Consider the following 23,558-nt stretch of genomic DNA (forward strand, 5'->3'; position numbering starts at 1 on the left):
AAAAATAATGAGGAAAATAATTTATGTATAAAAAAACAAAGCAAAAAATCAAAAAATTAATGGATGAAGGCATTTTTCCTGGAGCTAGTTTTTCTTTTATATTAGAGAGAGAAACCGAAGATTATACATGGGGAAATGCTCAAATATTACCTACTGTAGAACCGCTAGAACGCTCACTGCTTTTTGATGTAGCCTCTTTGACAAAAGTCATTTGCACTACAACAGTCGTCTTACAGCTGATGGAAACAGGAACAATCAACATTGATGCCCCGTTTAAAAATTATTATTCAGCATTTGAAGATGAAAAAATAACAATTCGCCATCTTTTGACACATACCTCGGATATTCAAAGTTATATTGAAAATCGAGCGACTTTGTCAAAAGAGGAATTGCAAGGTGCATACAATCAGGTACGTTCAGGTGAAAATAGAGGTAAAAATGTTGCTTATACAGATACTGGTACGATTTTACTTGGGTTTATGCTGGAAGAGCAATTTAATAAAGAGGTCATCGAGATTTTTAAAGAGCGTGTTTTGCAGCCACTGGATATGACTGAAAGTATTTTTTTACCTAAGGATTTTTCTAAAATCGTGCCAACCGAAGATCATCCTGTCAGAGGATTGATTCGCGGACAAACGCATGATCCAAAAGCTTTTGTTTTAGCAGAACATGCGGGTAATGCAGGATTGTTTACCAATTTGACCGATCTTAAAAAATTTACAGCAATGTATTTGAATGAAGGATGGTATCAGACAAATAGAGTATTAGAAAAAGAGACGATTCGCTCTTTACTAGTCGATCAAACGCCTAATAAGAAAGGGCATCGCTCTTTAGGTTGGGATCTGAAAGAAGATTTGACTGGACGATCGCTCTTATTCCATACAGGGTATACAGGTACGTTTTTATTGATTGATCCTGAGGAAAAGGAAGGTTTTGTCTTTCTTTCTAATCGCGTTCACCCTGTGGATAAAAGAGCAGAATACATGAAAAAAAGAGATGAGCTTATTGAAACATATTTGAAAGAAAAAATAACAAACAAAGATGAATCGCTTTCTTTTTAGTGGTATAATTAATGAGTATAAATGGAAGGGAGTCTCTAAACTATGCAGCAACCTTTATTTTTAAAACCGGTGTTCCAAGAAAAAATTTGGGGTGGAGATCGTTTACACAGTGTATTCGGTTTTGATCTACCAAGCAATAAGATTGGGGAAGACTGGGCAATCAGTGCACATCCTCATGGGGTAAGTACGGTAGAAAATGGTGAATTCTCTGGGCAACAGCTAGATCAACTTTGGGCGAATCATCGTGAATTGTTCGGTAATGCCAAGGGAGATGTTTTTCCTTTATTAACGAAGATTTTGGATGCAGAAGATGATTTATCTGTACAAGTACACCCAGATGACACTTATGGGCTAGCTCACGAAGGTGAACTAGGAAAAACCGAGTGTTGGTATATTATCGACGCTGAACCGGGCGCAACGATTATTTATGGACACAATGCTAAAAGTCGAGAAGAACTTGAAGCGATGATCAAAGAAGAACGTTGGGACGATCTGCTCAAGAAAGTACCTGTTAAAAAAGGTGATTTTTTCTATGTGCCAAGCGGGACGATTCATGCAATCGGTAAAGGAATCATGATTTTAGAAACCCAGCAAAGCAGTGACACCACATATCGTGTGTATGACTACGACAGAAAAGACGATGAAGGAAATGCAAGAGAACTGCATATTCAGCAATCTGTGGATGTAACAACAGTTCCTGCAAAAGACGCACAATTATCGATTCAACAACAAAACCAAGGACAATCTAGCATCATTACGTATTTGAAAACACCGTTTTTCAACGTATATGAATGGCAAGTCAACGGAGTGCTAACTTTAAAGAAAAATGCACCTTATACATTAGCAACAGTTATTGAAGGAGTTGGTCATCTGATTATTGAAGATGTTGATACAATTAAGACTGAAAGCTATGAACTGACTAAAGGAACAAGCTTTATTTTGCCGAATGACATTGCAAAATGGCGTGTTGAAGGTGACTTAACTATTATTGCTTCTGAACCTGGGATCGATGTATAAAATAAAGAAACGGAGGCTGTGGTCATAACTCTACGAGTCACCCTCAGCTCCAAGGAATATGAATAAACGGCGAGACAAAAGCGGTTCTAACGGAAATAAATGCTTTTGTCTCGCTGTTTTTTCCTTTATTCAACTGTCTTCATTTTTTTAGGTACATTGAAGGGTTCATTGTATTTTTTTTCTAAGGCTGTTTTGATCAATCGACGACCCAAATTTTCATTTCGAGCAAGAATTGGTCCGTGGAAATAAGAACCGAAGACATTTTTGTAGATGACTCCTTCAGAGCCGTCTTCATTATTATTCCCTTTCCCTTGAACGACTTTTCCTAAAGGACGTTCTTCTTTACCTAAAAATGTTCGCCCATTATGATTTTCAAAACCATAATAGGTTTCATTAAATTCTTCATTATGGATTACGATATCGCCAATATAACGGTTATTATCTTGATTTAATGTGTAATGATCCAAAGCACCAATTCCATTAATTTTTTCACCTTTTGCCCCCATGTAATAGTGACCTAATAATTGAAACCCTCCGCAAATTGCTAACATGACACCGTCGTTTTCAATGTATTCAGTCAAAGCTTCTTTTTTTGTTTGAATATCTTCTGAAATGATTAACTGTTCAAAGTCTTGCCCGCCACCAACAAAAACCAAATCATATTTATTGGGGTCAAATGGCTCATAGATACTAACGATCTCAGAGCGAAAAGTCACATTCATTTTTTCAGCAAGGTATTTTAACATCAGTAAATTTCCATTGTCGCCGTAAGTATTCAGTAAATTCCCATATAAATGACACACAACTAATTCTTTAGGCACTGTTCTTTACCTCATTCCTAATTTATCTTTTTTTCGAAAGGCTAGCTATTAATATAGCCTTGTGCAGCGAGTGATTTACGTAATTGTAAAACAGCTGTATACGTAGCTAAAATATAAACATGTTCTGTCGGTAATTCTTTGATTGCTGCGATCACATCATCTAAGCTAGGTATTTCTTTTAGTTTATCTTCAGAAATACCAGCAACTTTCAAGCGTAAAGCCATATCTGAATGGCGATCACCACCCGCAATGACTGCTGGAATAGTCATTTGTGCAAATGACTCATGATTACCGTCCCAGATCCAACTGACATCAATACCGTCAGCATAATTTGCATTTAGTAATGATACTAATGAGAACGAGTAAGGAGCAAGAGCCATCATATCGATCACTTGATTTAACCCAACAGGATTTTTAACTAAAACTAATGTACATAATTTACCGTCAATATTAATTGTTTCTTGACGACCAAACACTTTCTCATCATAACTTAGACCAGCTCTGATTTTCTCTGGAGAAACGCCATAGTGTTTAGCAACAGCAGTCGCAGCTAAAGCATTATACACATTATACATACCTCCGACAGCAATACTGTATTCATTACCATCAATTATAAAATTAGCGGAAGTATTATCCATTTTGACCATCTCAGTTAGTTGAACATCCAGTTCAGGACGATGGAAGCCACAATTAGGGCAGTAATATTTTCCCAGATTCGCATAAGTAATCATTTTATAATGTAAAATATGGTGACATTTTGGGCAAAGCAAGCCATCTGTATTGTAATGAGCCATCTGCTCTTCATCTTCTTTGTGATTAAAACCGTAATATTTTCTTGGATTGACGGTTTCAACTGAATTGAAGATTGGTGAGTCGCCATTGCAAAGAATAGGGGCATTGGGAGCCGCCGCCGCACCGTCAACGATTAGTTTGTATGTGGTATAAATTTCACCGTAGCGATCCATTTGATCTCGGAAAATATTTGTAAATAAAAATAGCTTTGGTTCAATATATTTTGTGACACGACTTAAACTCGCTTCATCGATTTCTAAGACTGCAAATTTCTTTTTCCCACGTTTATTTTTAGCAGATAAGAAGGTTGAAACGATTCCTTGTTCCATATTTGCTCCTGTTGGATTAGTCAATACATGATCAAATTCTTGTCTTAAAATATTTACTGTTAAGGCAGTAGTCAAGGTTTTTCCGTTTGTACCAGTGACAACGACAATTTCGTAATCTTTTGCTAAGGTATCTAAAATTTTTGGATCGATTTTTAACGCTAATTTTCCAGGATAGCTGCTGCCACCTTTAAAAAAAGTTTGTAAAATCCATTGAGAAATTTTTCCTGCAGCAATCGCAATATGACTTCTGATTCCCATAAAGTGCCCTCCAATTTATATAACGATCATTATTAAATTCAATAATAAACTCAATCTATAATACCACAATTGAAAAAAAAAATTAATTCCTTTTACTCTTTCTTACTATTATTATGACTGAAAAATATAGCCTAAAAAAAACGAAGGTGAGATAAAAGTAAAAAGCACTTTTGCCTCACCCTCAATATACGAATAAACGGTGGTAAAAAACAGTTACTACGTTGCACTTAGAATTAAAGGCTTCGGGAATAAGTCGGAAATTCAGTCTTACTTTCTCGGAACTAAACGCTTTATTCCAAAATTTTTAAAGCTTACACTGTTACTTCGCATCAATATAACTATATAAAGTATACTTAGAAATATTAAAAAATGCTGCTACTTTATCGCCCGACTTCGTCACAAGAAAAGCACCTTTGCTATTTAAAAACTGAATACATTTAATTTTATCATCTTTTGTCATCAAAGGAACTGGTTTTCCAACTAGTTTAACGGACTCTTCAATCAAGTCATCTAAAAGCTCATTAATATTTTGAGGAATATAGTCAGGTTCTTTATTATTCTCTTGTTCATTAATAGAAACGAGAGATTTCAATGTTGATTCAGCGGCAATGAGTGCAGTAATATCGTAATTAATTGCAAAAATACCATCTAAATTACCAAAGTTATCTTTGAAATAAACGGTACTTGATTTCAAAATTCGTCCATCATGTGTTCGAGTTAAATAATTGATGTGGTCGATCAAATCGGCAGGATCTTTTTTCAACGCTTCTAAAACAACTTGAGAAGGTCCATCTCCAAGTTGACGGGAAGAAACGTGACCGTTTTCAATTGAAACGATCGTATTATTGATATTATTTTCATTAATTTTATGAATGACGATTTCACAATTATCACCGAACTGACCAGCCAAAGCTTTTGCGACTTGTGTCAGAAAATTTAATTTTTCATCTGAGAGCATTTTTTCACTCCTTTCCTAAAAGAAGGTAAGTAACATTTTGAGTAGATGTTATTCTAGGTCCTTTTATTATTCGTAAATTTAGAAAAAAACAGATATATAACAGTATATGAATAGGAAAAAAATAGCTGAAATTATCTTCGAATGTAATAATATCATGCACCAAATTATAATACAAGACAATGGGCACATTGGACTAAAAAATAATTTTTAGGTAGCATTGTTTTTTTTTAGGTTAAGTGGTATAATTTACTCGAGTTAGAGGAAATAGTCAATGTAAGTGATTTTGCAAGCGCTCTTTTACGACGATAACAGGAATAAAAAGATAGAAAAAATCTTTATCTTAATCCATGATTGAATCATATGATTGTAAGCGATTTCTTTTTCGGCGTGAAATAAAATGAAATCTTAGGAGGGCAAAAATGTTATTAATAGGAAATGGACGGACGATCTGTAGAGATATGGAAGGTACATTTTATGAGGATGGATGTGTTGTAATCGATGGACAGAAAATCAAAGCCGTAGGATCAACTGGTGATTTACGTAAAAAGTTTCCAAAAGCTGAATTTATTGATGCCAAAGGTGGCGTGATCATGCCTGGTTTAATTAATATGCATAATCATATTTATAGCACTTTTGCTAGAGGATTAACGATTAATGGTTATCATCCTAAAAATTTTATGGATATTTTAGAAGGTCAATGGTGGCGTATCGATCGAACGTTGACTTTACAAGATTCTTATCATAGTGCGAAAATCGCTTACTTAGATAGTATTAAAAATGGTGTGACTACTGTTTTTGATCATCATGCGAGTTATGGGGAAATTGAAGGTAGTTTAACTCGTCTCTCTAATGCGGCGGATGAATTAGGTGTGCGTACTTGTCTATGTTATGAAGTCTCAGATCGAGATGGCGAAGAAAAAATGAAAGTTGCAGTTAGAGAAAATGTTGATTTTATTAAAGCAAGTAAAGCTCGAAATGATGATATGCAAAAAGCTATGATGGGTATGCATGCTGCCTTTACGTTGTCAGATAAATCATTGGAATATTGTGTTTTAAATACTCCTGAAGATGTAGGGTATCATATTCATATTGCTGAAGATATTGCGGATGTGCATGATTCACTAGCAAAATATGGTAAACCCATTGTGAATCGATTGTACGACTTAGGAATTTTAGGGAAACAAACGATGGCAGGACACTGCATCCATATCGGTCCTCATGAAATGGAGTTATTAAGAGATACTAATACGATGGTCGTAACAAATCCCCAATCAAATATGGGGAATGCAGTGGGATGCCCGCCTGCAATACGTATGCTCAATGAGTATGGAATATTAATGGGTCTTGGAACTGATGGCTATACGAATGATCTCACAGAATCCTATAAGGTAGGGAATATTATTCATAAACATCAACTAGCCGATCCAAATGCTGCATGGACAGAAATCCCTCAAATGCTGTTCACTAATAATCCTCAAATGGCAAATCGCTATTTTGAAACAAAGCTAGGTGTTTTAGAACCCGACGCAGCGGCAGATGTGATCGTAGTAGATTACAAAGGACCAACACCAATGACGAAAGATAATTATAATTCTCATATCTTATTTGGTGTGAATGGCGGAGCGGTCACAGATACGATCATTAATGGTGGAATTCGTATGAGAAATCGTGAAGTACAAGGTGTTGACGAAGAAAAGATATGGCGCGATGCCCAAATACAAGCGCAATCTCTTTGGACAAGAATCAATCGCTAGTCATTGCTAGTGTAGAAAAATAAAAAAGGAGTGACAAACATGAGTGACATCATGCACCCGATTTCTATTGATGGGTTATTGAATTGGATTTTAAACGAGTATAAAAACGAATCAACTATTTTTGGTGTAAAAAAATTTTACAAAGCTAATTCAAATAAAACAATGTCTTTATTTGGTGAAAAAATGGAAACGCCATGCGGCCCTGCTGCAGGTCCACATACGCAATTATCTCAAAACATTATCGCTTCTTATTTAACGGGTTCACGTTTTTTTGAAGTTAAGACTGTTCAAATCATTGATGGAGAAGACTTGCCAGTAAGTAAACCTTGTATCACAGCAGCAGATGAATGCTATAACGTAGAGTGGTCAACGGAATTAAGAGTTCCACAAGCATATGATGAATATGTCAAAGGCTGGTTTGTATTAAAATTACTTAGTAAAGAGCTTGATTTAGGAGATCCAGACGGTTTCATTTTCAATATGAGTGTGGGGTATGATTTAGCTGGGATTCAGTCACCGAAAGTGGATAAGTATATTACAGATATGCAAGATGCTCAAACTACACCGATCTGGCAAAAATGTAAGGAAGCAGCTTATAAATATCTACCTCAATTTAAAAAAATCGATAAAGATTATATTGAAGCAATCAGCTCAAAAGTTTGCCGTTCAATAACACTTTCCACGCTCCATGGTTGTCCTTCAGATGAAATTGAGCGAATCACGACATATTTATTAGAAGAAAAAGGCTTGAATTCATTTATTAAGTGCAATCCGACGATGTTGGGGTATGAATATACACGTCAAACGATGGACGAGCTAGGGTTTAATTACATGGTCTTTGATGATCATCATTTTGTAGAAGATTTACAATTTGAAGACGCAGTTCCAATGTTAAAACGTCTTCAAACTTTAGCAAATAATAAAGGATTAAATTTTGGCGTAAAAATTACGAATACATTTCCTGTAGGAATTGCCGAAGAGGAATTACCTGGAGATGAAATGTACATGTCCGGTCGCTCATTATTTCCGTTAAGTATTTCTTTAGCCAAAAAATTATCAGATGCTTTCAACGGGAAATTGCAGATATCTTATTCTGGAGGTGCGGATATTTTTAACATCAAAGATATTTTTGATGCTGGAATTTGGCCGATTACTATGGCGACCACGTTATTAAAACCTGGTAGCTATCAACGGATGAACCAAGTAGCTAATTTACTTGCAGATTCACTTTATCCAACAAAAGTTGAAGTGGATTTAGCTAAGCTGACAATGATCGTTGAAAGAGCCAAAAAGCAAGCTCGTTATAAAAAATCAATCAAATTACCCGAAAGTCCTAAATTACGTACAACAGTTCCTTTGACAAATTGCTACACGGCTCCTTGTCGTAGTGACGGTGGTTGTCCAATTAATCAGGATATTCCAGCTTACCTTCGCTATGTGAGCGAGGGCAACTACTTGGAGGCACTAAAAGTAATTGTCGATAAAAATCCTTTGCCATTTATTACTGGAACGATTTGCGCACATCCTTGTATGACGAAATGTACGCGTCAATTTTATGAAGGATCGATCAAAATTAGGAAAGCAAAATTAGAAGCTGCTGAGCATGCGTATGATGAACTAATGGAAACAATGGAAAAACCAATTCCAAAAGAAAATATGCCTAAAACAGCTATTGTAGGAGGGGGACCAGCCGGAATATCTGCTGGGTTCTTGCTTGCTCGTGAAGGGATGCCAGTTACCGTATTTGAAAAAGCAGATACGATTGGTGGTGTTTGTAGCCAAATCGTACCAGAATTTAGAATATCAATGAAATCTGTTCAAAATGATGTGAAAATGGCCAAATTTATGGGTGCTGAATTTAAGACTGGAAAAGCTGCACCGAATATTGAAACTTTGCGTGAACAAGGTTACACAAATATTATTTATGCAATTGGTGCTTGGAAACATGGCAAACTAAAATTAGAAGCTGGGGAAACCCTAAACTCGTTAGAATTTTTAAAAGCAAACCGAGAAAATCCGCAAATCAATCCTTATGGGGAAGAGATCGTGGTTGTTGGTGGCGGAAATACAGCAATGGATTGTGCTAGAGCGGCAACCACTTTACCAGGCGTGAAAAAAGTTTCCGTCGTTTACCGTCGTGATAAACGTAATATGCCTGCTGATGAAGAAGAATTATATTTTGCGTTAGAAGATGGTGTAGAATTCTTGGAATTACTATCACCAACTAAACTAGTTGATGGTCAACTTACTTGTGAAAAAATGAGCTTAGGTGATCGCGATAGCTCTGGACGTCGCAGCCCAGTAGCTATGGGGGAATTTATAGACATTGTGGCGAATACTGTGATTGCTGCAGTAGGTGAGAAAGTTGATACAGATTTCTATCAATCCATTGGAATTACGACCGATCAATACGGAAAAGTGGTCTCAAATCAAAATACTTTAGAAACAAATTTAAAAAATGTTTATGTGATTGGTGATGCAAATCTAGGACCTGCAACCATTGTTGAAGCGATTGCAGATGCAACAAAAGCCACAAAAAATATCTGTCAAATCCATAATGAGCATTATGAACAAACTAACTTTAATGAAGATATAGCCCTTGTTCGTAACAAACGAGGCGTTCTAGAAGAAAATGAAGCATTCTGCGGACAAGCAAGTAATTGCTTAGAATGCTCAACGATTTGCGAGTCGTGTATGGATGTTTGTCCAAACCGAGCAAATATCGTGGTAAATGTTAAAGGTCAGCCTCAAATCGTTCATGTGGATCGGATGTGTAATGAATGTGGCAATTGTGAAACTTTTTGTCCTTATGCAAGTGCGCCTTACAAAGATAAATTCACGTTATTTAATACAGAGGTTGATTTTGAAAATAGTAAGAACTCAGGATTTTATGTCATTGATCCTAGAGAGAAAGTTTGCTTGGTTCGATTATGGGGAAATATTTCAACCATTTGTTTAGAGAATCAAATGCAACAGATTCCGAAAGATATTATTGAGTTAATGGATACAATGATCGAAGAATATGAGTATTGTATGCAAATGTAAACAGACAATGAGTTGCGCAAAACCAACTTCTGAATGATGGAGGTTAAAAAATGTCTATTCTTTTAAAAGGCGGAACAGTTGTATCCGCAAAGAATCGTCGTCAAGTAGATGTACGAATTGACGGTGAAAAAATTATTGAGATGGGTACCAATTTGAATCCAGGAAATTCCATACTAGAAGATGTTTCAGGTTATTTGTTATTGCCAGGATTTATTGATGCTCATACTCATTTGGAACTAAATAATGGTGCAGGATCGATGAGCACTGCAGATAATTTTTATACTGGAAGCAAAGCGGCAGTTGCCAAAGGAACAACAACAGTGATCGATATGGCGACACCAAGTAAAGGTAGTTCCTTGAAAGATTGTTTAACGGATTGGAATCATCTTGCAAAAGGAACTAGTTCTTGTGACTATACCTATCATATGTCGATTATAGAGTGGAGTCCGAGTATTAAAGCAGAAATCAAAAACATGATTGATGCTGGAATCACCTCATTTAAAATGTACATGGCTTACGATAATTTAAGAACGACAGATGCAGAAATTTTTGAAGCAATGCAAGAAATCCGTAAGTATCGAGGAATGTTAGGGATTCATTGCGAAAATGGCGATATGGTTAATAAAATGATTGCAACATTTGTAGCAGAAGGAAAACTTTCAACGCATTACCATCCCTTAACGAGACCGAATTCAGTTGAAGCAGAGGCTGTGGAACGCTACTTGATGATCGCTGATTTAGCTAGTTTACCAGTAAATATCGTTCATTTAAGTACCAAACAATCTTTAGAAGCTGTTAAACGGGCAAGAGATCGCAAGCAAAAAGTTTATGTGGAAACATGCCCTCAATATTTAGTTTTAGATGATCATTTATACGATGGACCAGATTTTGAAGGGGCGAAATATGTATGTTCCCCACCATTACGGAGTATCAGTGATCAAAATGCATTGTGGGACGGTGTAATCAGTGGTCAAGTTGATACAATTTCAACAGATCACTGTAGCTTTAATTTTGAAGGGCAAAAGACAATTGGGAAAAACGATTTTAGTAAGATTCCAAATGGTATGCCAGGTGTTGAGACTCGTCCAGAGCTGATTTATACCTATGGCGTAACAACTGAAAAAATTAGTTTGGAGCGAATGGTTGGTTTACTTTCAGAAGATATTGCCAAACAATTTGCATTATATCCGCAAAAAGGCATTATCCAAGTAGGCAGTGATGCGGATATCGTTGTTTGGAATCCTAAAACAGCTGGCGTCATTTCTGCTTCGACTCAATTGCAGAATGTTGATTATACGCCATATGACGGTATGCAAACGAAAGGTAGCGCAAAAGCAGTATATTTAAGAGGGCAAAAAGTAGCTGAAAATGACAAGGTTATCGTAGAAAAACAAGGAAAGTTTATTTTCCGTAAGCTCACAAGTAATCATTAACGGAATCAATCGACCAGTGTTGATTTAAATAAAAAAGATGGAGGAGAAAATTTTTTGGAAAAAATAAAATGGACGGCAAATGACATGCCAAAAACGGAAGATTACTATTTACCTCTGATGTCAAAGGAAGCAATCGAGAAAGCGTTAGCTTTTCATCGTAGTTTTCCCCAATACAATCAGACACCATTAGCTGAATTAAAAAACATGGCTGAGTATTTAGGCTTAAAGGATTTTTTTGTCAAAGATGAATCGTATCGTTTTGATTTAAATGCATTTAAAGTACTTGGTGGTTCATTTGCTATGGCGAATTACATTGCAGAAAAACTAGGCAAAGATGTTACTGATTTGACTTATGATATTTTAACTTCTGAGAAGCTTCGGAATGAGTTTGGTCAAGCAACATTCTTCACAGCGACAGATGGAAATCATGGTCGTGGTGTTGCTTGGGCAGCAAATAAATTAGGGCAGAAAGCAGTTGTTTTGATGCCTAAAGGTTCAACACAAACGCGTAAAGAAAACATTGAAAAAGAAGGTGCAAAAGTTACCATTGAAGAAGTCAATTACGACGAATGTGTGCGAATGGCAAATAAAATGGCTGAAGAAACTAAAAACGGTATCATGGTTCAAGATACTGCTTGGGATGGGTATGAGAAAATTCCAACATGGATCATGCAAGGCTATGGAACAATGGCTTTAGAAGCTTCCAAACAGTTAGAAGAAGCAGGAAATAAATGCCCTACACATGTTTTTGTTCAAGCTGGTGTTGGTAGCTTAGCGGGTGCTGTTATTGGTTATTTTGCTAATCTTTATCCTGATAATCCCCCAAAAATGATTGTTGTTGAAGCACAAGCAGCAGATTGTCTGTATCAGTCAGCTGTCGAAAAAGATGGCAAGATTCGTTTTGTCGAAGGTGATTTACAAACGATCATGGCAGGTCTTGCTTGTGGTGAGCCAAATACTATTTCATTCGACATTTTAGAAAATCATACCTCAGTCTTTGTTTCTGCACCTGATTGGGTTTCAGAAAAAGGCATGAGAATGCTTGGTGCCCCATTAAAAGAGGATCCGCAAGTAATTTCAGGAGAATCAGGAGCCGTAGCCATGGGGTTAGTAGCAACAGCTATGCATGATCCAGAATATAAAGAATTACGTGACACACTAGAGCTTGATAAAAATTCAACTGTTTTAATGTTTTCAACAGAAGGCGATACAGATCCAGATAACTACAAAAAAATCTTATGGAGGTAATGTAAATGGATTTTAAAGCAATCAATAATGCTGCAGAAGGCTACAGAGAAGACATGATTACGTTTTTACGTGATTTAATCAAAATTCCAGGGGAAAGTTCTGAGGAAGGAAATAAAATAGAACGTGCTAAAACTGAGATGACAAAATTAGGTTTTGACAAAATTGAAATAGATCCTCAAGGAAACTTGTTAGGATATATGGGAACAGGTAAAAAATTGATCGCATTTGATGGTCATATGGATACAGTAGGAATCGGTGAAATGAGTAATTGGGAGTTTGATCCTTATGACGGGTATGAAACAGATACAGAAATTGGCGGACGAGGTACTTCTGACCAAGAAGGTGGAATCGTTTCTGCTGTTTACGGTGCAAAAATCATGAAAGATTTAGGCTTATTAAATGAAAAATACACAGCTTTGGTTACTGTGACAGTACAAGAAGAAGATTGTGATGGGTTATGCTGGCAATATATTATCAAAGAAGACGGTATCCGTCCAGAATTTGTTGTCTCAACAGAGCCAACAGATGGCGGGATCTATCGTGGTCAACGTGGTCGAATGGAGATCAAAGTTGAAGTTAAAGGAGTCTCTTGTCACGGATCTGCTCCAGAAAGAGGCGATAATGCGATCTATAAAATGGCTGATATTTTACAAGATGTGCGCGCTTTAAATAATAATGGTGATACTGAAAGTACGGTTATTAGAGGGTTAGTCCGGATGCTTGACGAAAAATATAACCCTGAATGGAAAGAAGCTCGTTTCTTAGGGAAGGGAACTGTCACTGCTTCTCAAATCTTCCATTCATCTCCAAGTCGTTGTGCAGTGGCGGATGGTTGTACGGTTTCATTAGATCGTCGGATGACTGCAGGCGAAACATGGGAAAGCTGTTTGGAAGAAATCCGTAATTTGCCTGCCGTTAAAAAATATGGAGAGGATGTAGTCGTTTCGATGTATGATTACGATCGTCCTTCCTATACAGGTTTAACCTATCCAATCGAATGTTATTTCCCAACCTGGGTGATACCAGAAGATCATGGTGTAACAAAAGCGTTGATGAAAACGCATGCAAATCTATATGGTGAAGAACGTAAAGGGTCAAAAGAAACGATCGAGATGCGCAAGGCTCGTCCGCTATTAGATAAATGGACTTTCTCAACAAATGGTGTGTCGATTATGGGACGTAATGGGATTCCTTGTATTGGGTTTGGACCTGGTGCAGAAGCACAAGCACATGCGCCAAATGAAAAAACATGGAAAGATGATTTGGTACGTTGCGCCGCAGTATATGCAGCATTACCAAGCGTTTATTGCGAAAATAACTAATCATTATTATTAAAAATATAAGCTAAAAACGAATCGATATTCTGATGAGTAAAGGACGTTAGAATATCGGCTATCGTATTATTCATATAGAGGAGAAATGACATGGAAACGTTTAACGATTATATTGCAAAATTGGACAAATTAGAATTTGATAAAATGTATGAAAATGACTTTTTTTTAACTTGGGAAAAAACACGTGATGAATTAGAAGCTGTTTTCACCGTAGCAGATACGCTACGTTACTTACGGGAAAATAATATTTCGACGAAGATTTTTGATAGTGGTTTAGGAATCTCTTTATTCCGTGACAATTCTACAAGAACTCGCTTTAGCTTTGCTTCTGCCTGTAATCTATTAGGCTTAGAAGTTCAAGATCTAGACGAAGGTAAAAGTCAAATTTCTCACGGTGAAACAGTTCGTGAAACAGCCAATATGATCTCATTTATGGCGGATATCATAGGGATTCGTGATGATATGTATATTGGTAAAGGAAACACATATATGCGTGAAGTATCAGAAGCAGTTCAAGAAGGTCATAAAGATGGTGTATTAGAGCAACGTCCAACTTTGGTCAATTTACAATGTGATATTGATCATCCAACCCAAGCAATGGCTGATGCACTTCATTTAATTCATGAATTTGGCGGTATTGAAAATTTAAAAGGGAAAAAAGTTGCAATGACTTGGGCGTATTCACCATCTTACGGAAAACCATTGTCAGTACCACAAGGAATAGTTGGCTTAATGACACGTCTTGGTATGGACGTTGTGTTAGCACACCCAGAAGGCTATGAAATTATGCCAGAAGTTGAAGAAGTTGCCAAGAAAAACGCTGCTGAAGCTGGCGGTTCATTTACAAAAACAAATAGCATGGCGGAAGCTTTTAAAGATGCAGATGTTGTCTATCCTAAGAGCTGGGCACCATTTGCGGCAATGGAAAAACGGACGCAATTATATGGTGACGGCGATCAAGTGGGAATTGATAAATTAGAGAAAGAATTACTGACTCAAAATAAAAATCATAAAGATTGGGAATGTACGGAAGAGTTAATGAAAACAACAAAAGAAGGGAAAGCATTATACATGCATTGCTTACCAGCCGATATTACTGGCGTAAGTTGTGATGAAGGGGAAGTTGAAGCTTCTGTTTTTGATCGCTATCGTGTAGAACTTTATAAGGAAGCAAGCTACAAACCATATATCATTGCTGCGATGATTTTCTTGAGTAAAGTAAAAAGCCCGCAAGCAATGTTAAAAGAATTTGAAAAGAAATCCTCACCTAGAGAAATAAAATAAGCAGTAATCGGTCACTGGCATGGAGTGAGATGCTTTCTCTATAAAATAGAATCATTTATTCTCTTTTCAAAAACGAAAATAATAATAAGACCTTTCCAAGTCCATTTATAATACTACTAGTTAAGCATAAAACTGGCTTAAAAAGGATCTGCTATTCTAAGATTCTAACTACTTCATGCAAAGAGCAGTTTTTACTTAATGATTTCAACGTGATTTGTTTAGAGAAAGCATCTTGCTTTTAAAATAATTAAGTAATAAGAATAACCATAAATTGAAAATGAGGTGAGCCGTTGAATGGTAAAACGAGTCGTAGTCGCTCTTGGCGGAAATGCGCTAGGCGATAATTTAACAGAACAAATGACCGCAGTTAAAGAAACATCGAAAGCCATTGTAGATTTGATCGAAGCAGGATACGAAGTTATCTTGTCACATGGAAATGGTCCTCAAGTGGGCATGATCCAATTGGCGATGGAAGAACTTTCATTAAGTGATCCAACGAAATATCCAACAATTCCTTTGTCTGTTTGTGTAGCGATGAGTCAAAGTTACATTGGTTATGACTTACAAAACGCATTAAGAGAAGAACTGTTAAGTCGTAAAATAGAACAATCAGTTGGCACTGTGATTACACAAGTAGCCGTTGATCCAAAAGATCCAGCCTTTGACCATCCTGCCAAACCAATTGGACGGTTTATGTCTAAAAACGAAGCAGATAAACTTGTGAAAGAAAAACAAGTAATAGTTGTTGAGGATTCTGGTCGTGGTTATCGCCAAGTCGTAGCTTCACCTAAACCTAAAGAAATAGTTGAAATTCAGACAATCAATTTGCTTGTTGATTCAGGACAAACAGTGATAGCTTGTGGCGGTGGTGGCATTCCAGTTGTGAAAAAAGAGAATCATTTAAGTGGAATTGCAGCTGTGATTGATAAAGATTTCTGTAGCGAGTTGTTAGCTGAACAAGTGAATGCAGATTTACTGATAATTTTGACCGCAGTGGAAAAAGTTTGTGTGGATTTTGGCAAACCAACACAAAAAGAATTAAGTCAAGTTTCAATAAAAGAAATGAAAAAGCATGCTGCGGACGGACAATTTGCGCCAGGCTCCATGTTGCCAAAAGTTGAAGCAGCGATTCAGTTTGCAGAATCAAAGCCAGGACGTAAAACATTGATTACTTTATTAGAAAAAGCAAAAGACGGAATCCTTGGGAAGACAGGAACGATTATTGAACAATAAACCAAAAGAATCAAGAGAAGGAGTGAGTCGATGACAAACAAAATGGTTAACGCAACAAAAGCACCAGCTGCTGTAGGACCTTATTCCCATTCAGTTTTAGCTGGGCAAACACAATACATTTCCGGTCAATTAGGGTTAGATCCTGTAAGTGGAGAAATGAAAGAAACGGTGGAACAACAAGCAGAGCAAGCTTTAATGAATTTAGGAGAAATTTTAAAAGAAACAGATATGACGTATGATAACGTTGTAAAAACAACAGTATTCTTAAAAAATATGTCAGATTTCGCTAAAATCAACGATATTTATGGAAAATACTTTTCTAAAACACTTCCCGCGCGCTCATGTGTGGAAGTTGCTGAATTACCAAAAAACGGACTTTTTGAAGTAGAAGCAATCGCAGTCAAAAGTTAAATTTTTGAGAGCTTTCCGATTAAAAAAGGGTTGCGGATTTAAAAACTCGAATAAGTGCAGTCCTTTTTAAAATAATAAGTGAAGAAGGAAACTTGCCTATGAGTGAAAAAGAAGAAAATGCATTGTTTGATTACGATGCGAGGTTATCGATTAAAGAAGCTATTCCTATGGGATTACAACATGTAGTAGCAGCAGTGGTTGGAATCGTCACACCCGGAATCATGATTGCAAAAATTTGCAAGTTAAGTTCAGGAGACACGACAATTATGATTCAAACCTCCTTGATCTTTTCTGCTGTAGCAACGTTGATTCAGCTTTTTCCAATTTTTGGGAAAGTTGGTTCAAGGTTGCCAGTAATGATGGGTGCTAGTTTTGCTTATGTGCCGATCTTAATAGCTATTGGAGGAGATTTCGGGATTGCAGCAATTTTTGGTGCTCAGTTAGTCGGTAGTATTTTAGTTATTTTAGTTGGCTTATCTATAAAAAAAATTCGAATATTATTTCCGCCACTCGTAACTGGTACAGTTATTTTAAGTATTGGTTTATCTCTTTTTCCGGTTGCAATCAAATATATGGCTGGCGGAGCTGCTAGTCGAGATTTTGGATCTGTGCAAAATTGGCTGGTTGCTTTACTGACTTTTGCTGTAGTCTTTTATTTTAATTATTTTTCAAAAGGCTTTCTTAAATTATCATCTATTTTAAATGGGATGATTATTGGCTATATTGTTTCATTAGTTTTAGGTATGGTCAATTTTACCCCAGTTAAAGAAGCTTCAGTCTTTCAAGTGATCACACCACTTTACTTTGGTTTGGATTTTCAAATTGTCCCGATCTTGACTTTAGTTGTTATGTTTGTTGTCGATGCGGTTCAAGCAATTGGTCAGTTTACTGCAACGACGGTTGGGGCGATGGATCGGGAACCAACAGATAAGGAACTATCTGGCGGCATTATAGGAAGCGGTTTCTCTAATTTTTTTGGTAGTTTTTTTGGTTCCGTACCAGTAGCGACATTTGGTCAAAATGTCGGGTTAGTTACGGTAACTAGGGTAATCAATAAATATGTCATGGTTTTTGCTTCATTGGTTTTATTGGTTGCAGGATTTGTCCCTAAAATTGCATCCATTTTGACAACCATTCCTTATGCGGTAATTGGCGGGGCAACGGTTTCTGTTTTTGCATCAATTTCAATGACAGGGATTCGAATGATTTCTTCTCAGGAATTGACCCCTAGAAATACTGGTGTGGTAGGACTTTCCTTAGCTTTCGGAATTGGAGTGACATTGTCTGTTGGGTGTTTAAATGGTTTTCCGTCTTGGGTAACCACGATATTTGGCAACTCAGAAGTGATTTTAACAACGATTGTTGCAGTTATTTTGAATATGTTGCTAAAAGAAGGAAAACAAGTAGCGATCGAATAATAGTCAAGATTTTTTCTTTAAAAACGATGCAAAAGATAAAGGAATAAACTGATTTGTCTTTTGCATTATTTTTATAAAGAAATCAGCTTAGTAAAGGAAAATAAAAAATGAAGAATTTTTTTCTAGAAGGTGATAAATTTATTGGGAAATCTACTTTACTACAAGAAACCATACGTATGACAAATAGATCAGTCAGTGGTTTTTATGTAAAACGTAGAATGAATAGTGAAGGTCAGATTGTTGGTTTTGAATTAAGAGCCGCAAGAGAATGGTTTCAAAAAAATACTGAGCAAGCAATAATTTCTGACCATTGTTTTATTGAAAATAAAAATGGTCGACGAATAAGAAATTTAAATGTATTCGAACTATTTGGTAAAAGTATACTAGAAGAAGCTAAAATCCGCACAACGGATGTCATTCTATTTGATGAAATAGGTGGAATAGAGCTTTTAGCTAAGACATTTACTTCGGAGCTTTTAACATTAATTCAACAACCAAGAAAAATCGTTGGCGTATTTAAATCAGAAGCAAATTATCAACAACAAAAGCAACAGATGACAGAAAAGTTATCTATAGATAAACAAAGAATACTACTAAAACAAGAAATTCTCAAAAATGACGGACAAATTTTAACATTAACTGAACATAATCATTCTAAAATCAAAAAACTGCTACTTGAATTTTTGGAAAAATAATCTTTTTAGCAGCCGTTATCTATTTGAAGTACAACGAAAGAAGGGCTTGAAATGAAGGAAGAAGAAGCATTTAATTATACACTGAACTTGAAATTACGAACAAATCGAATTTTTTTTGGTCCTGGTGTGGTTGAATTACTACAACGGATTTCTCAAACAGGGTCATTAAATACAGCTGCCAAACAAATGCGCATGTCTTATAACAAAGCATGGCGGATGATAAAAAAAGCCGAGCAAGAGTTAGGTTACTCGCTAATCAATAAGAGTGTGGGCGGCAGTAACGGTGGAGGTTCGACTGTTACAAATCAAGGAAAATGTTTAACAAAAAAGTTTCTACTTTTTCAAAAAAAGACGTATCAAATTACGAATCAATATTTTTTAGAAATTTTTAGTGATGAATCGCATTCAGAAGTACTAGAGTTGGAGGAAAGAGAATGAGAGAACTTTTTCTACAATTAAGCGAAGCGATGAAACAAAAAGAAGACACAGTTTTAATTACAATCACAGCAAGTTCGGGATCAACTCCAAGAAGAGCTGGTGCTCGTATGTTAGTTGGAGTAGCTGGACGAATAGTTGGAACAATCGGCGGTGGTGCAGTTGAATTTCGTGCAGAAAAAATTGCGAAAGAAGTTTTGGACGCGCAAATATCTAAAGCCGAAAAATTTATTTTGGCACCGAATGACATTGCAGATTTAGGAATGATTTGCGGCGGTAACGTTGAACTCTTTTTTCAATATATTTCCTGGAAAAATCCTGTAATTTATGCTGTTTGTAGAGAAATTATGAGGCATTTTGATAACAATCAGCAATGTTGGTTGATTACTGAAATAAATGCTAGTGGAGCAAATGGTTTTGGTTTGTATAGTGTAAAAACGGGACTAATTGGAGAGCTGCCAGTTGAGTTAGAAGAGGCAACGTTTGAATCTGGAATGTTGCAAGTTATGGTCGATGGCAGACGTTATTCAATTGAGTCATTGATTCAAGTAGGAAAAGTTTTTGTATTTGGTAGTGGTCATGTGGCACAAGCGTTGGTTCCAGTTTTAAAAACATTAGATTTTTATTGTATTGTTTTAGATGATCGTGAACACTTTTTAACAGAAGCGGTTTTTCCTGATGCGGATCAGCGGCTAGTCATCGATTTATACAATATTACAGACTCAATCAAAATTACCAAATCAGATTATGCTATTGTCATGACGCGTGGTCATCAATTTGATTTTCTTTTGACGAAGCAATTATTGGAAACGCCAGCAAATTACATTGGTGTGATGGGCAGTAAGCAAAAAATTGCTGTACAAATTAGCAAATTGAAAGAAAGTGGCTGTTCATTAGAAGAAATCGAACGAATTAATATGCCCATCGGATTAAAAATAAAAGCTCAAACACCCGCTGAGCTTGCAATTAGTGTTGCAGGAGAATTAATACAAAAGCGGTTCGATGTAACGAGATAGAATTTGGGTAAATAGGAGTGAGTTTAATGGCAGGCAAACAGTCGACAATAAAACAGAAAAAAATCATTACTTTAGGATCGCTTTTCCTTTTTCTGCTTGTGTTTATAATTTCTTTTTTCTTAGGTAAGTTTCCGATTGAAATGGAAGATTTTTTTCGAGCAGTTCTAAATAAATTAGTCTCATCTGAACAAACGTGGAGTCATCAAGTTGAAACGATTTTATTTAAGATTCGTTTTCCAAGGATCATTATGGCGGTAGTCATCGGTAGCGGGATCTCTGTGGCAGGTGCAACGTATCAAGCATTATTTCAAAATCCAATGATCTCACAAGATGTTTTAGGGGCTTCACAAGGTGCTGCATTTGGAGCAGCTATTGGCTTGTTTTTTTCATTAACCTATGAACAAATAATTTCGCTATCTTTTATTTCCGGATTATTGGCTGTGTTTGCTGTTCTTTTAATAACCAAACTTTTACGAACGAATTCGGCTTTGACTATGGTTTTGATTGGAATGATGGTTGGTTCTTTGTTTTCCTCAGCAGTTTCTTTTTTAAAACTAGTGGGAGATCCGACCAATACATTACCAGCGATTACGTATTGGTTGATGGGCAGTTTATCGTCGATCAATAGGCAAAATATTACTTTTGCGGCGCCGGTAATTTTAGTGGGGATGATTCCGATCTTTTTATTGCGATGGCGTTTGAATGTTATTTCTTTAGGAGAAGAAGAGGCATTAAGTTTAGGTGTAAATAGTGGTATTTTAAGAGTGATCTTGATTTTATCAGCAACTTTAATTACTGCAAGCGCGGTATCTGTCAGTGGGATGATTGGCTGGGTGGGATTGGTTGTACCACATTTTTCAAGGATGCTCGTTGGTAGTGATTATCGCTACAGTATTCCTTTAACAGCGATCTTAGGTGGTACTTTTTTATTATTTGTGGATGATTTTTCTCGATTAATTTCCACAAGCGAGATACCAATTGGGATTTTAACTTCATTTATTGGTGCACCAATTTTCCTACTATTAATTATTAAAAATAATCGTTCTGTTAAAGAATGAGTTAGAGGAGTTCTTATGTTAGAAGTAATCGATTTAGCATTTGCGTATAGGCAAAAAAAAATATTGAAGAATATTTCTTTCAAGCTTGATTATGGGCAATCTGTTTGCCTATTAGGAAAAAATGGTGTGGGGAAAAGTACACTGTTTAAGTGTTTGCTAAGAATATTGAAACCTAGTTCTGGAAGTATCACGATCAAGAATCACTTAATTCAAACCTATTCAAGAAGTGAGCTTTCTAAATCTATTTCTTATATTCCTCAAAAACAACGAGGAGTCTTTCATTTTACCGTCTTTGAAATGGTTTTGATGGGAACAACTGCTAGATTAAAAAGCTATCAACAGCCTGGACTAGCTGAAAAGCAATTAGCTGAATCCGCTTTGGAGGCACTAAATATTGTACATTTAAAAAATCAGATTTATTCACAAATCAGCGGAGGAGAGCAACAACTGACAATCATTGCCCGTTCAGTCGCTCAGCAAAGTAGGATCATTCTTATGGATGAGCCGTGTGCTAATCTTGATTATGGTAATCAAATCATAGTCTTAGAAATGATTCAAAAACTGACGGCGCAAGGTTACTTGATTATTCAATCCTCTCATGATCCAAATCATGCCCTTCAATATGCAGATTATGTTTTAGTTTTACAAGAAGGTCAGTTATTGCAAGGAAATCCAAAAGATATATTAACAAGCCAACAATTAGAAGCAACGTATCACGTACCAATTACTGTTCATGAATTAGCGTCATATGAACAAAGCTTTTGTTTGGCAACGAGAAAAAGCGTAGCGAAAAGAGAGGATGAATAGTAATGAAAAAGAAGACATGGTTGTGTTTAGTATTGGGGTTGACCATCGCGGTGACGATTGGTTGTTCAACTAACGACAAAAAAGTCAATGAAACTGAACAAAAACAGGCAGCAGAAACACGTACCTTTAAGGATTCGGCAGGACGAGAAGTAACCGTACCGACTCAAATCAAGAAAATTGCGCCCTCAGGTTCGTTAGCCCAAATCGTGCTGTATACTAGCTCACCAGATTTACTAATCGGTCTAGCCACCCCGTTTTCAACAGAAGCAAAAGAATTTATTGATAAAAAATATCAAAAGTTACCGATGTTTGGTCAATTCTATGGGAAAAATGCTAACTTAAATATGGAGGCATTGAGCGTGGCTGAACCAGATGTGATTATCGATATTGGTGAAGCAAAAAAAACAGTAAAAGAAGACATGAATAAATTGCAAGACCAAATCAATATTCCCACTGTTTTCATCGAGGCAAACTTAAGAAATATGCCCGAAACTTATAAAAAACTTGGAGAATTACTTGGAAATGAAAAAGAGACTGATAAACTTAGTGAATATTGTCAAAATAGTTTAAAACAGGCAGGTAGAGTCCGCTCTGTACTAAAGGAATCTGAGCAAAAAAGTATCTATTACGCATCTGGAAATGCCGGATTAAATACAAATGCAAAAGGATCATTTCATGCTCAAGTAATTGATGAAATAGGTGCCAAAAATGCCGCAACAGGCATTGATGTTGGTTCAAAAGGTGGAGGCTCAGTTGTTTCAATGGAGCAACTTATCCAGTGGCAGCCTGAGTACATTTTAGCTGAGTCAAAAAATATTTTTGACCTAATCAAAACAGATGAATCTTGGCAGGAATTAACTGCGGTAAAAGAAGGTAAAGTCTATCAAGTACCGACAGTACCATATAATTTTATGGGAGATCCTCCATCAGTAAATCGGATTTTAGGAATAGAGTGGTTAGGGCAATTAGTTTATCCAGAACATTACAAACTAAATATTCAAGACTCAGTCAAAGAATTTTACGACTTGTTTTATCATGTGGTGTTAACCCCAGAACAAGTGAAGATAATTCTTGAAAATGCTGAGTAAACATATGTTTATGTAATAGAGGCATATTGCTGAAAAGTGGAGGTTGTAAACAAAAAAATATTT

The 23,558-nt window shown here is 36.3% G+C and carries 20 protein-coding genes; 17 read left to right on the top strand and 3 right to left on the bottom strand.

Translation table 11 applies throughout. The annotated features are described in order from the left end of the window. Nucleotides 1-23 precede the first annotated feature (23 nt). On the top strand, nucleotides 24-1,061 hold the full coding sequence (locus AC4BBR_RS05530; protein ID WP_490461557.1) for a serine hydrolase domain-containing protein: 1,038 nt from the start codon (nucleotides 24-26) through the stop codon (nucleotides 1,059-1,061). A gap of 42 nt (nucleotides 1,062-1,103) precedes the next feature. Next, nucleotides 1,104-2,078, top strand: coding sequence for a mannose-6-phosphate isomerase, class I (gene manA, locus AC4BBR_RS05535; RefSeq protein WP_490461558.1), 975 nt, complete (start codon nucleotides 1,104-1,106; stop codon nucleotides 2,076-2,078). Nucleotides 2,079-2,203: 125 nt separating this feature from the next. On the opposite strand, the gene AC4BBR_RS05540 is transcribed toward manA, so the two are convergent. From AC4BBR_RS05540 to AC4BBR_RS05550, 3 genes are all read right to left on the bottom strand, one after another. Next, nucleotides 2,204-2,899 (bottom strand): type 1 glutamine amidotransferase, encoded by a 696-nt coding sequence (locus AC4BBR_RS05540; protein WP_490461559.1) that lies wholly within the window; start codon nucleotides 2,897-2,899, stop codon nucleotides 2,204-2,206. 41 nt (nucleotides 2,900-2,940) lie between these two features. Further along, nucleotides 2,941-4,278 (bottom strand): MurT ligase domain-containing protein, encoded by a 1,338-nt coding sequence (locus AC4BBR_RS05545; protein WP_490461560.1) that lies wholly within the window; start codon nucleotides 4,276-4,278, stop codon nucleotides 2,941-2,943. 319 nt (nucleotides 4,279-4,597) lie between these two features. Next, complete coding sequence (locus tag AC4BBR_RS05550) at nucleotides 4,598-5,236, bottom strand: helix-turn-helix transcriptional regulator (protein ID WP_490461561.1); 639 nt, start codon at nucleotides 5,234-5,236, stop codon at nucleotides 4,598-4,600. A 419-nt stretch (nucleotides 5,237-5,655) separates the two neighbouring features. Here AC4BBR_RS05550 and ssnA point away from each other — a divergent pair, with 419 nt between their 5' ends. The 15 genes from ssnA (at nucleotide 5,656) to AC4BBR_RS05625 (ending at nucleotide 23,495) form a co-directional block, all read left to right on the top strand. Beyond that, nucleotides 5,656-6,990: a putative aminohydrolase SsnA gene (gene ssnA, locus AC4BBR_RS05555; RefSeq protein WP_490461562.1), complete on the top strand. Its 1,335-nt coding sequence runs from the start codon at nucleotides 5,656-5,658 to the stop codon at nucleotides 6,988-6,990. 39 nt (nucleotides 6,991-7,029) lie between these two features. After that, nucleotides 7,030-10,035, top strand: coding sequence for a putative selenate reductase subunit YgfK (gene ygfK / locus AC4BBR_RS05560; RefSeq protein ID WP_490461563.1), 3,006 nt, complete (start codon nucleotides 7,030-7,032; stop codon nucleotides 10,033-10,035). 50 nt (nucleotides 10,036-10,085) lie between these two features. Next, entirely contained in the window at nucleotides 10,086-11,468 is a 1,383-nt protein-coding gene (gene hydA, locus AC4BBR_RS05565; protein WP_490461564.1) for a dihydropyrimidinase, read from the top strand. 54 nt (nucleotides 11,469-11,522) lie between these two features. Then, complete coding sequence (gene dpaL, locus AC4BBR_RS05570) at nucleotides 11,523-12,716, top strand: diaminopropionate ammonia-lyase (RefSeq protein ID WP_490461565.1); 1,194 nt, start codon at nucleotides 11,523-11,525, stop codon at nucleotides 12,714-12,716. A 5-nt stretch (nucleotides 12,717-12,721) separates the two neighbouring features. Next, nucleotides 12,722-14,038: a YgeY family selenium metabolism-linked hydrolase gene (locus tag AC4BBR_RS05575; protein ID WP_490461566.1), complete on the top strand. Its 1,317-nt coding sequence runs from the start codon at nucleotides 12,722-12,724 to the stop codon at nucleotides 14,036-14,038. 102 nt (nucleotides 14,039-14,140) lie between these two features. After that, the gene (ygeW, locus tag AC4BBR_RS05580; protein ID WP_490461567.1) at nucleotides 14,141-15,334 is read left to right on the top strand and encodes a knotted carbamoyltransferase YgeW; all 1,194 of its coding nucleotides are present in this window, start codon (nucleotides 14,141-14,143) and stop codon (nucleotides 15,332-15,334) included. Nucleotides 15,335-15,628: 294 nt separating this feature from the next. Further along, nucleotides 15,629-16,567 carry a carbamate kinase gene (gene arcC, locus AC4BBR_RS05585; protein WP_490461568.1) on the top strand — a complete coding sequence of 313 codons (939 nt, stop codon included), beginning with the start codon at nucleotides 15,629-15,631 and terminating at the stop codon, nucleotides 16,565-16,567. Between the two features lie 30 nt (nucleotides 16,568-16,597). After that, nucleotides 16,598-16,978, top strand: coding sequence for a RidA family protein (locus tag AC4BBR_RS05590; RefSeq protein ID WP_490461569.1), 381 nt, complete (start codon nucleotides 16,598-16,600; stop codon nucleotides 16,976-16,978). Nucleotides 16,979-17,076: 98 nt separating this feature from the next. Further along, entirely contained in the window at nucleotides 17,077-18,396 is a 1,320-nt protein-coding gene (locus tag AC4BBR_RS05595) for a nucleobase:cation symporter-2 family protein (protein WP_490461570.1), read from the top strand. Between the two features lie 107 nt (nucleotides 18,397-18,503). Beyond that, the gene (locus tag AC4BBR_RS05600) at nucleotides 18,504-19,091 is read left to right on the top strand and encodes a nucleoside-triphosphatase (protein ID WP_490461571.1); all 588 of its coding nucleotides are present in this window, start codon (nucleotides 18,504-18,506) and stop codon (nucleotides 19,089-19,091) included. 51 nt (nucleotides 19,092-19,142) lie between these two features. Then, the gene (locus AC4BBR_RS05605) at nucleotides 19,143-19,529 is read left to right on the top strand and encodes a winged helix-turn-helix domain-containing protein (RefSeq protein WP_490461572.1); all 387 of its coding nucleotides are present in this window, start codon (nucleotides 19,143-19,145) and stop codon (nucleotides 19,527-19,529) included. After that, nucleotides 19,526-20,542 carry an XdhC family protein gene (locus AC4BBR_RS05610; protein ID WP_490461573.1) on the top strand — a complete coding sequence of 339 codons (1,017 nt, stop codon included), beginning with the start codon at nucleotides 19,526-19,528 and terminating at the stop codon, nucleotides 20,540-20,542. Before AC4BBR_RS05605 ends, AC4BBR_RS05610 begins: the two co-directional genes overlap by 4 nt. 26 nt (nucleotides 20,543-20,568) lie before the next feature. After that, nucleotides 20,569-21,600: a FecCD family ABC transporter permease gene (locus AC4BBR_RS05615; RefSeq protein WP_490461574.1), complete on the top strand. Its 1,032-nt coding sequence runs from the start codon at nucleotides 20,569-20,571 to the stop codon at nucleotides 21,598-21,600. Between the two features lie 15 nt (nucleotides 21,601-21,615). Then, nucleotides 21,616-22,407, top strand: a complete 792-nt coding sequence (locus AC4BBR_RS05620; protein ID WP_490461575.1) for an ABC transporter ATP-binding protein — start codon at nucleotides 21,616-21,618, stop codon at nucleotides 22,405-22,407. 2 nt (nucleotides 22,408-22,409) lie between these two features. After that, a complete protein-coding gene (locus AC4BBR_RS05625; RefSeq protein WP_490461576.1) occupies nucleotides 22,410-23,495 on the top strand; it encodes an ABC transporter substrate-binding protein in 1,086 nt (361 codons plus the stop codon). Nucleotides 23,496-23,558 lie beyond the last annotated feature (63 nt).

This window comes from Enterococcus sp. AMC1251 (genome assembly GCF_058216535.1).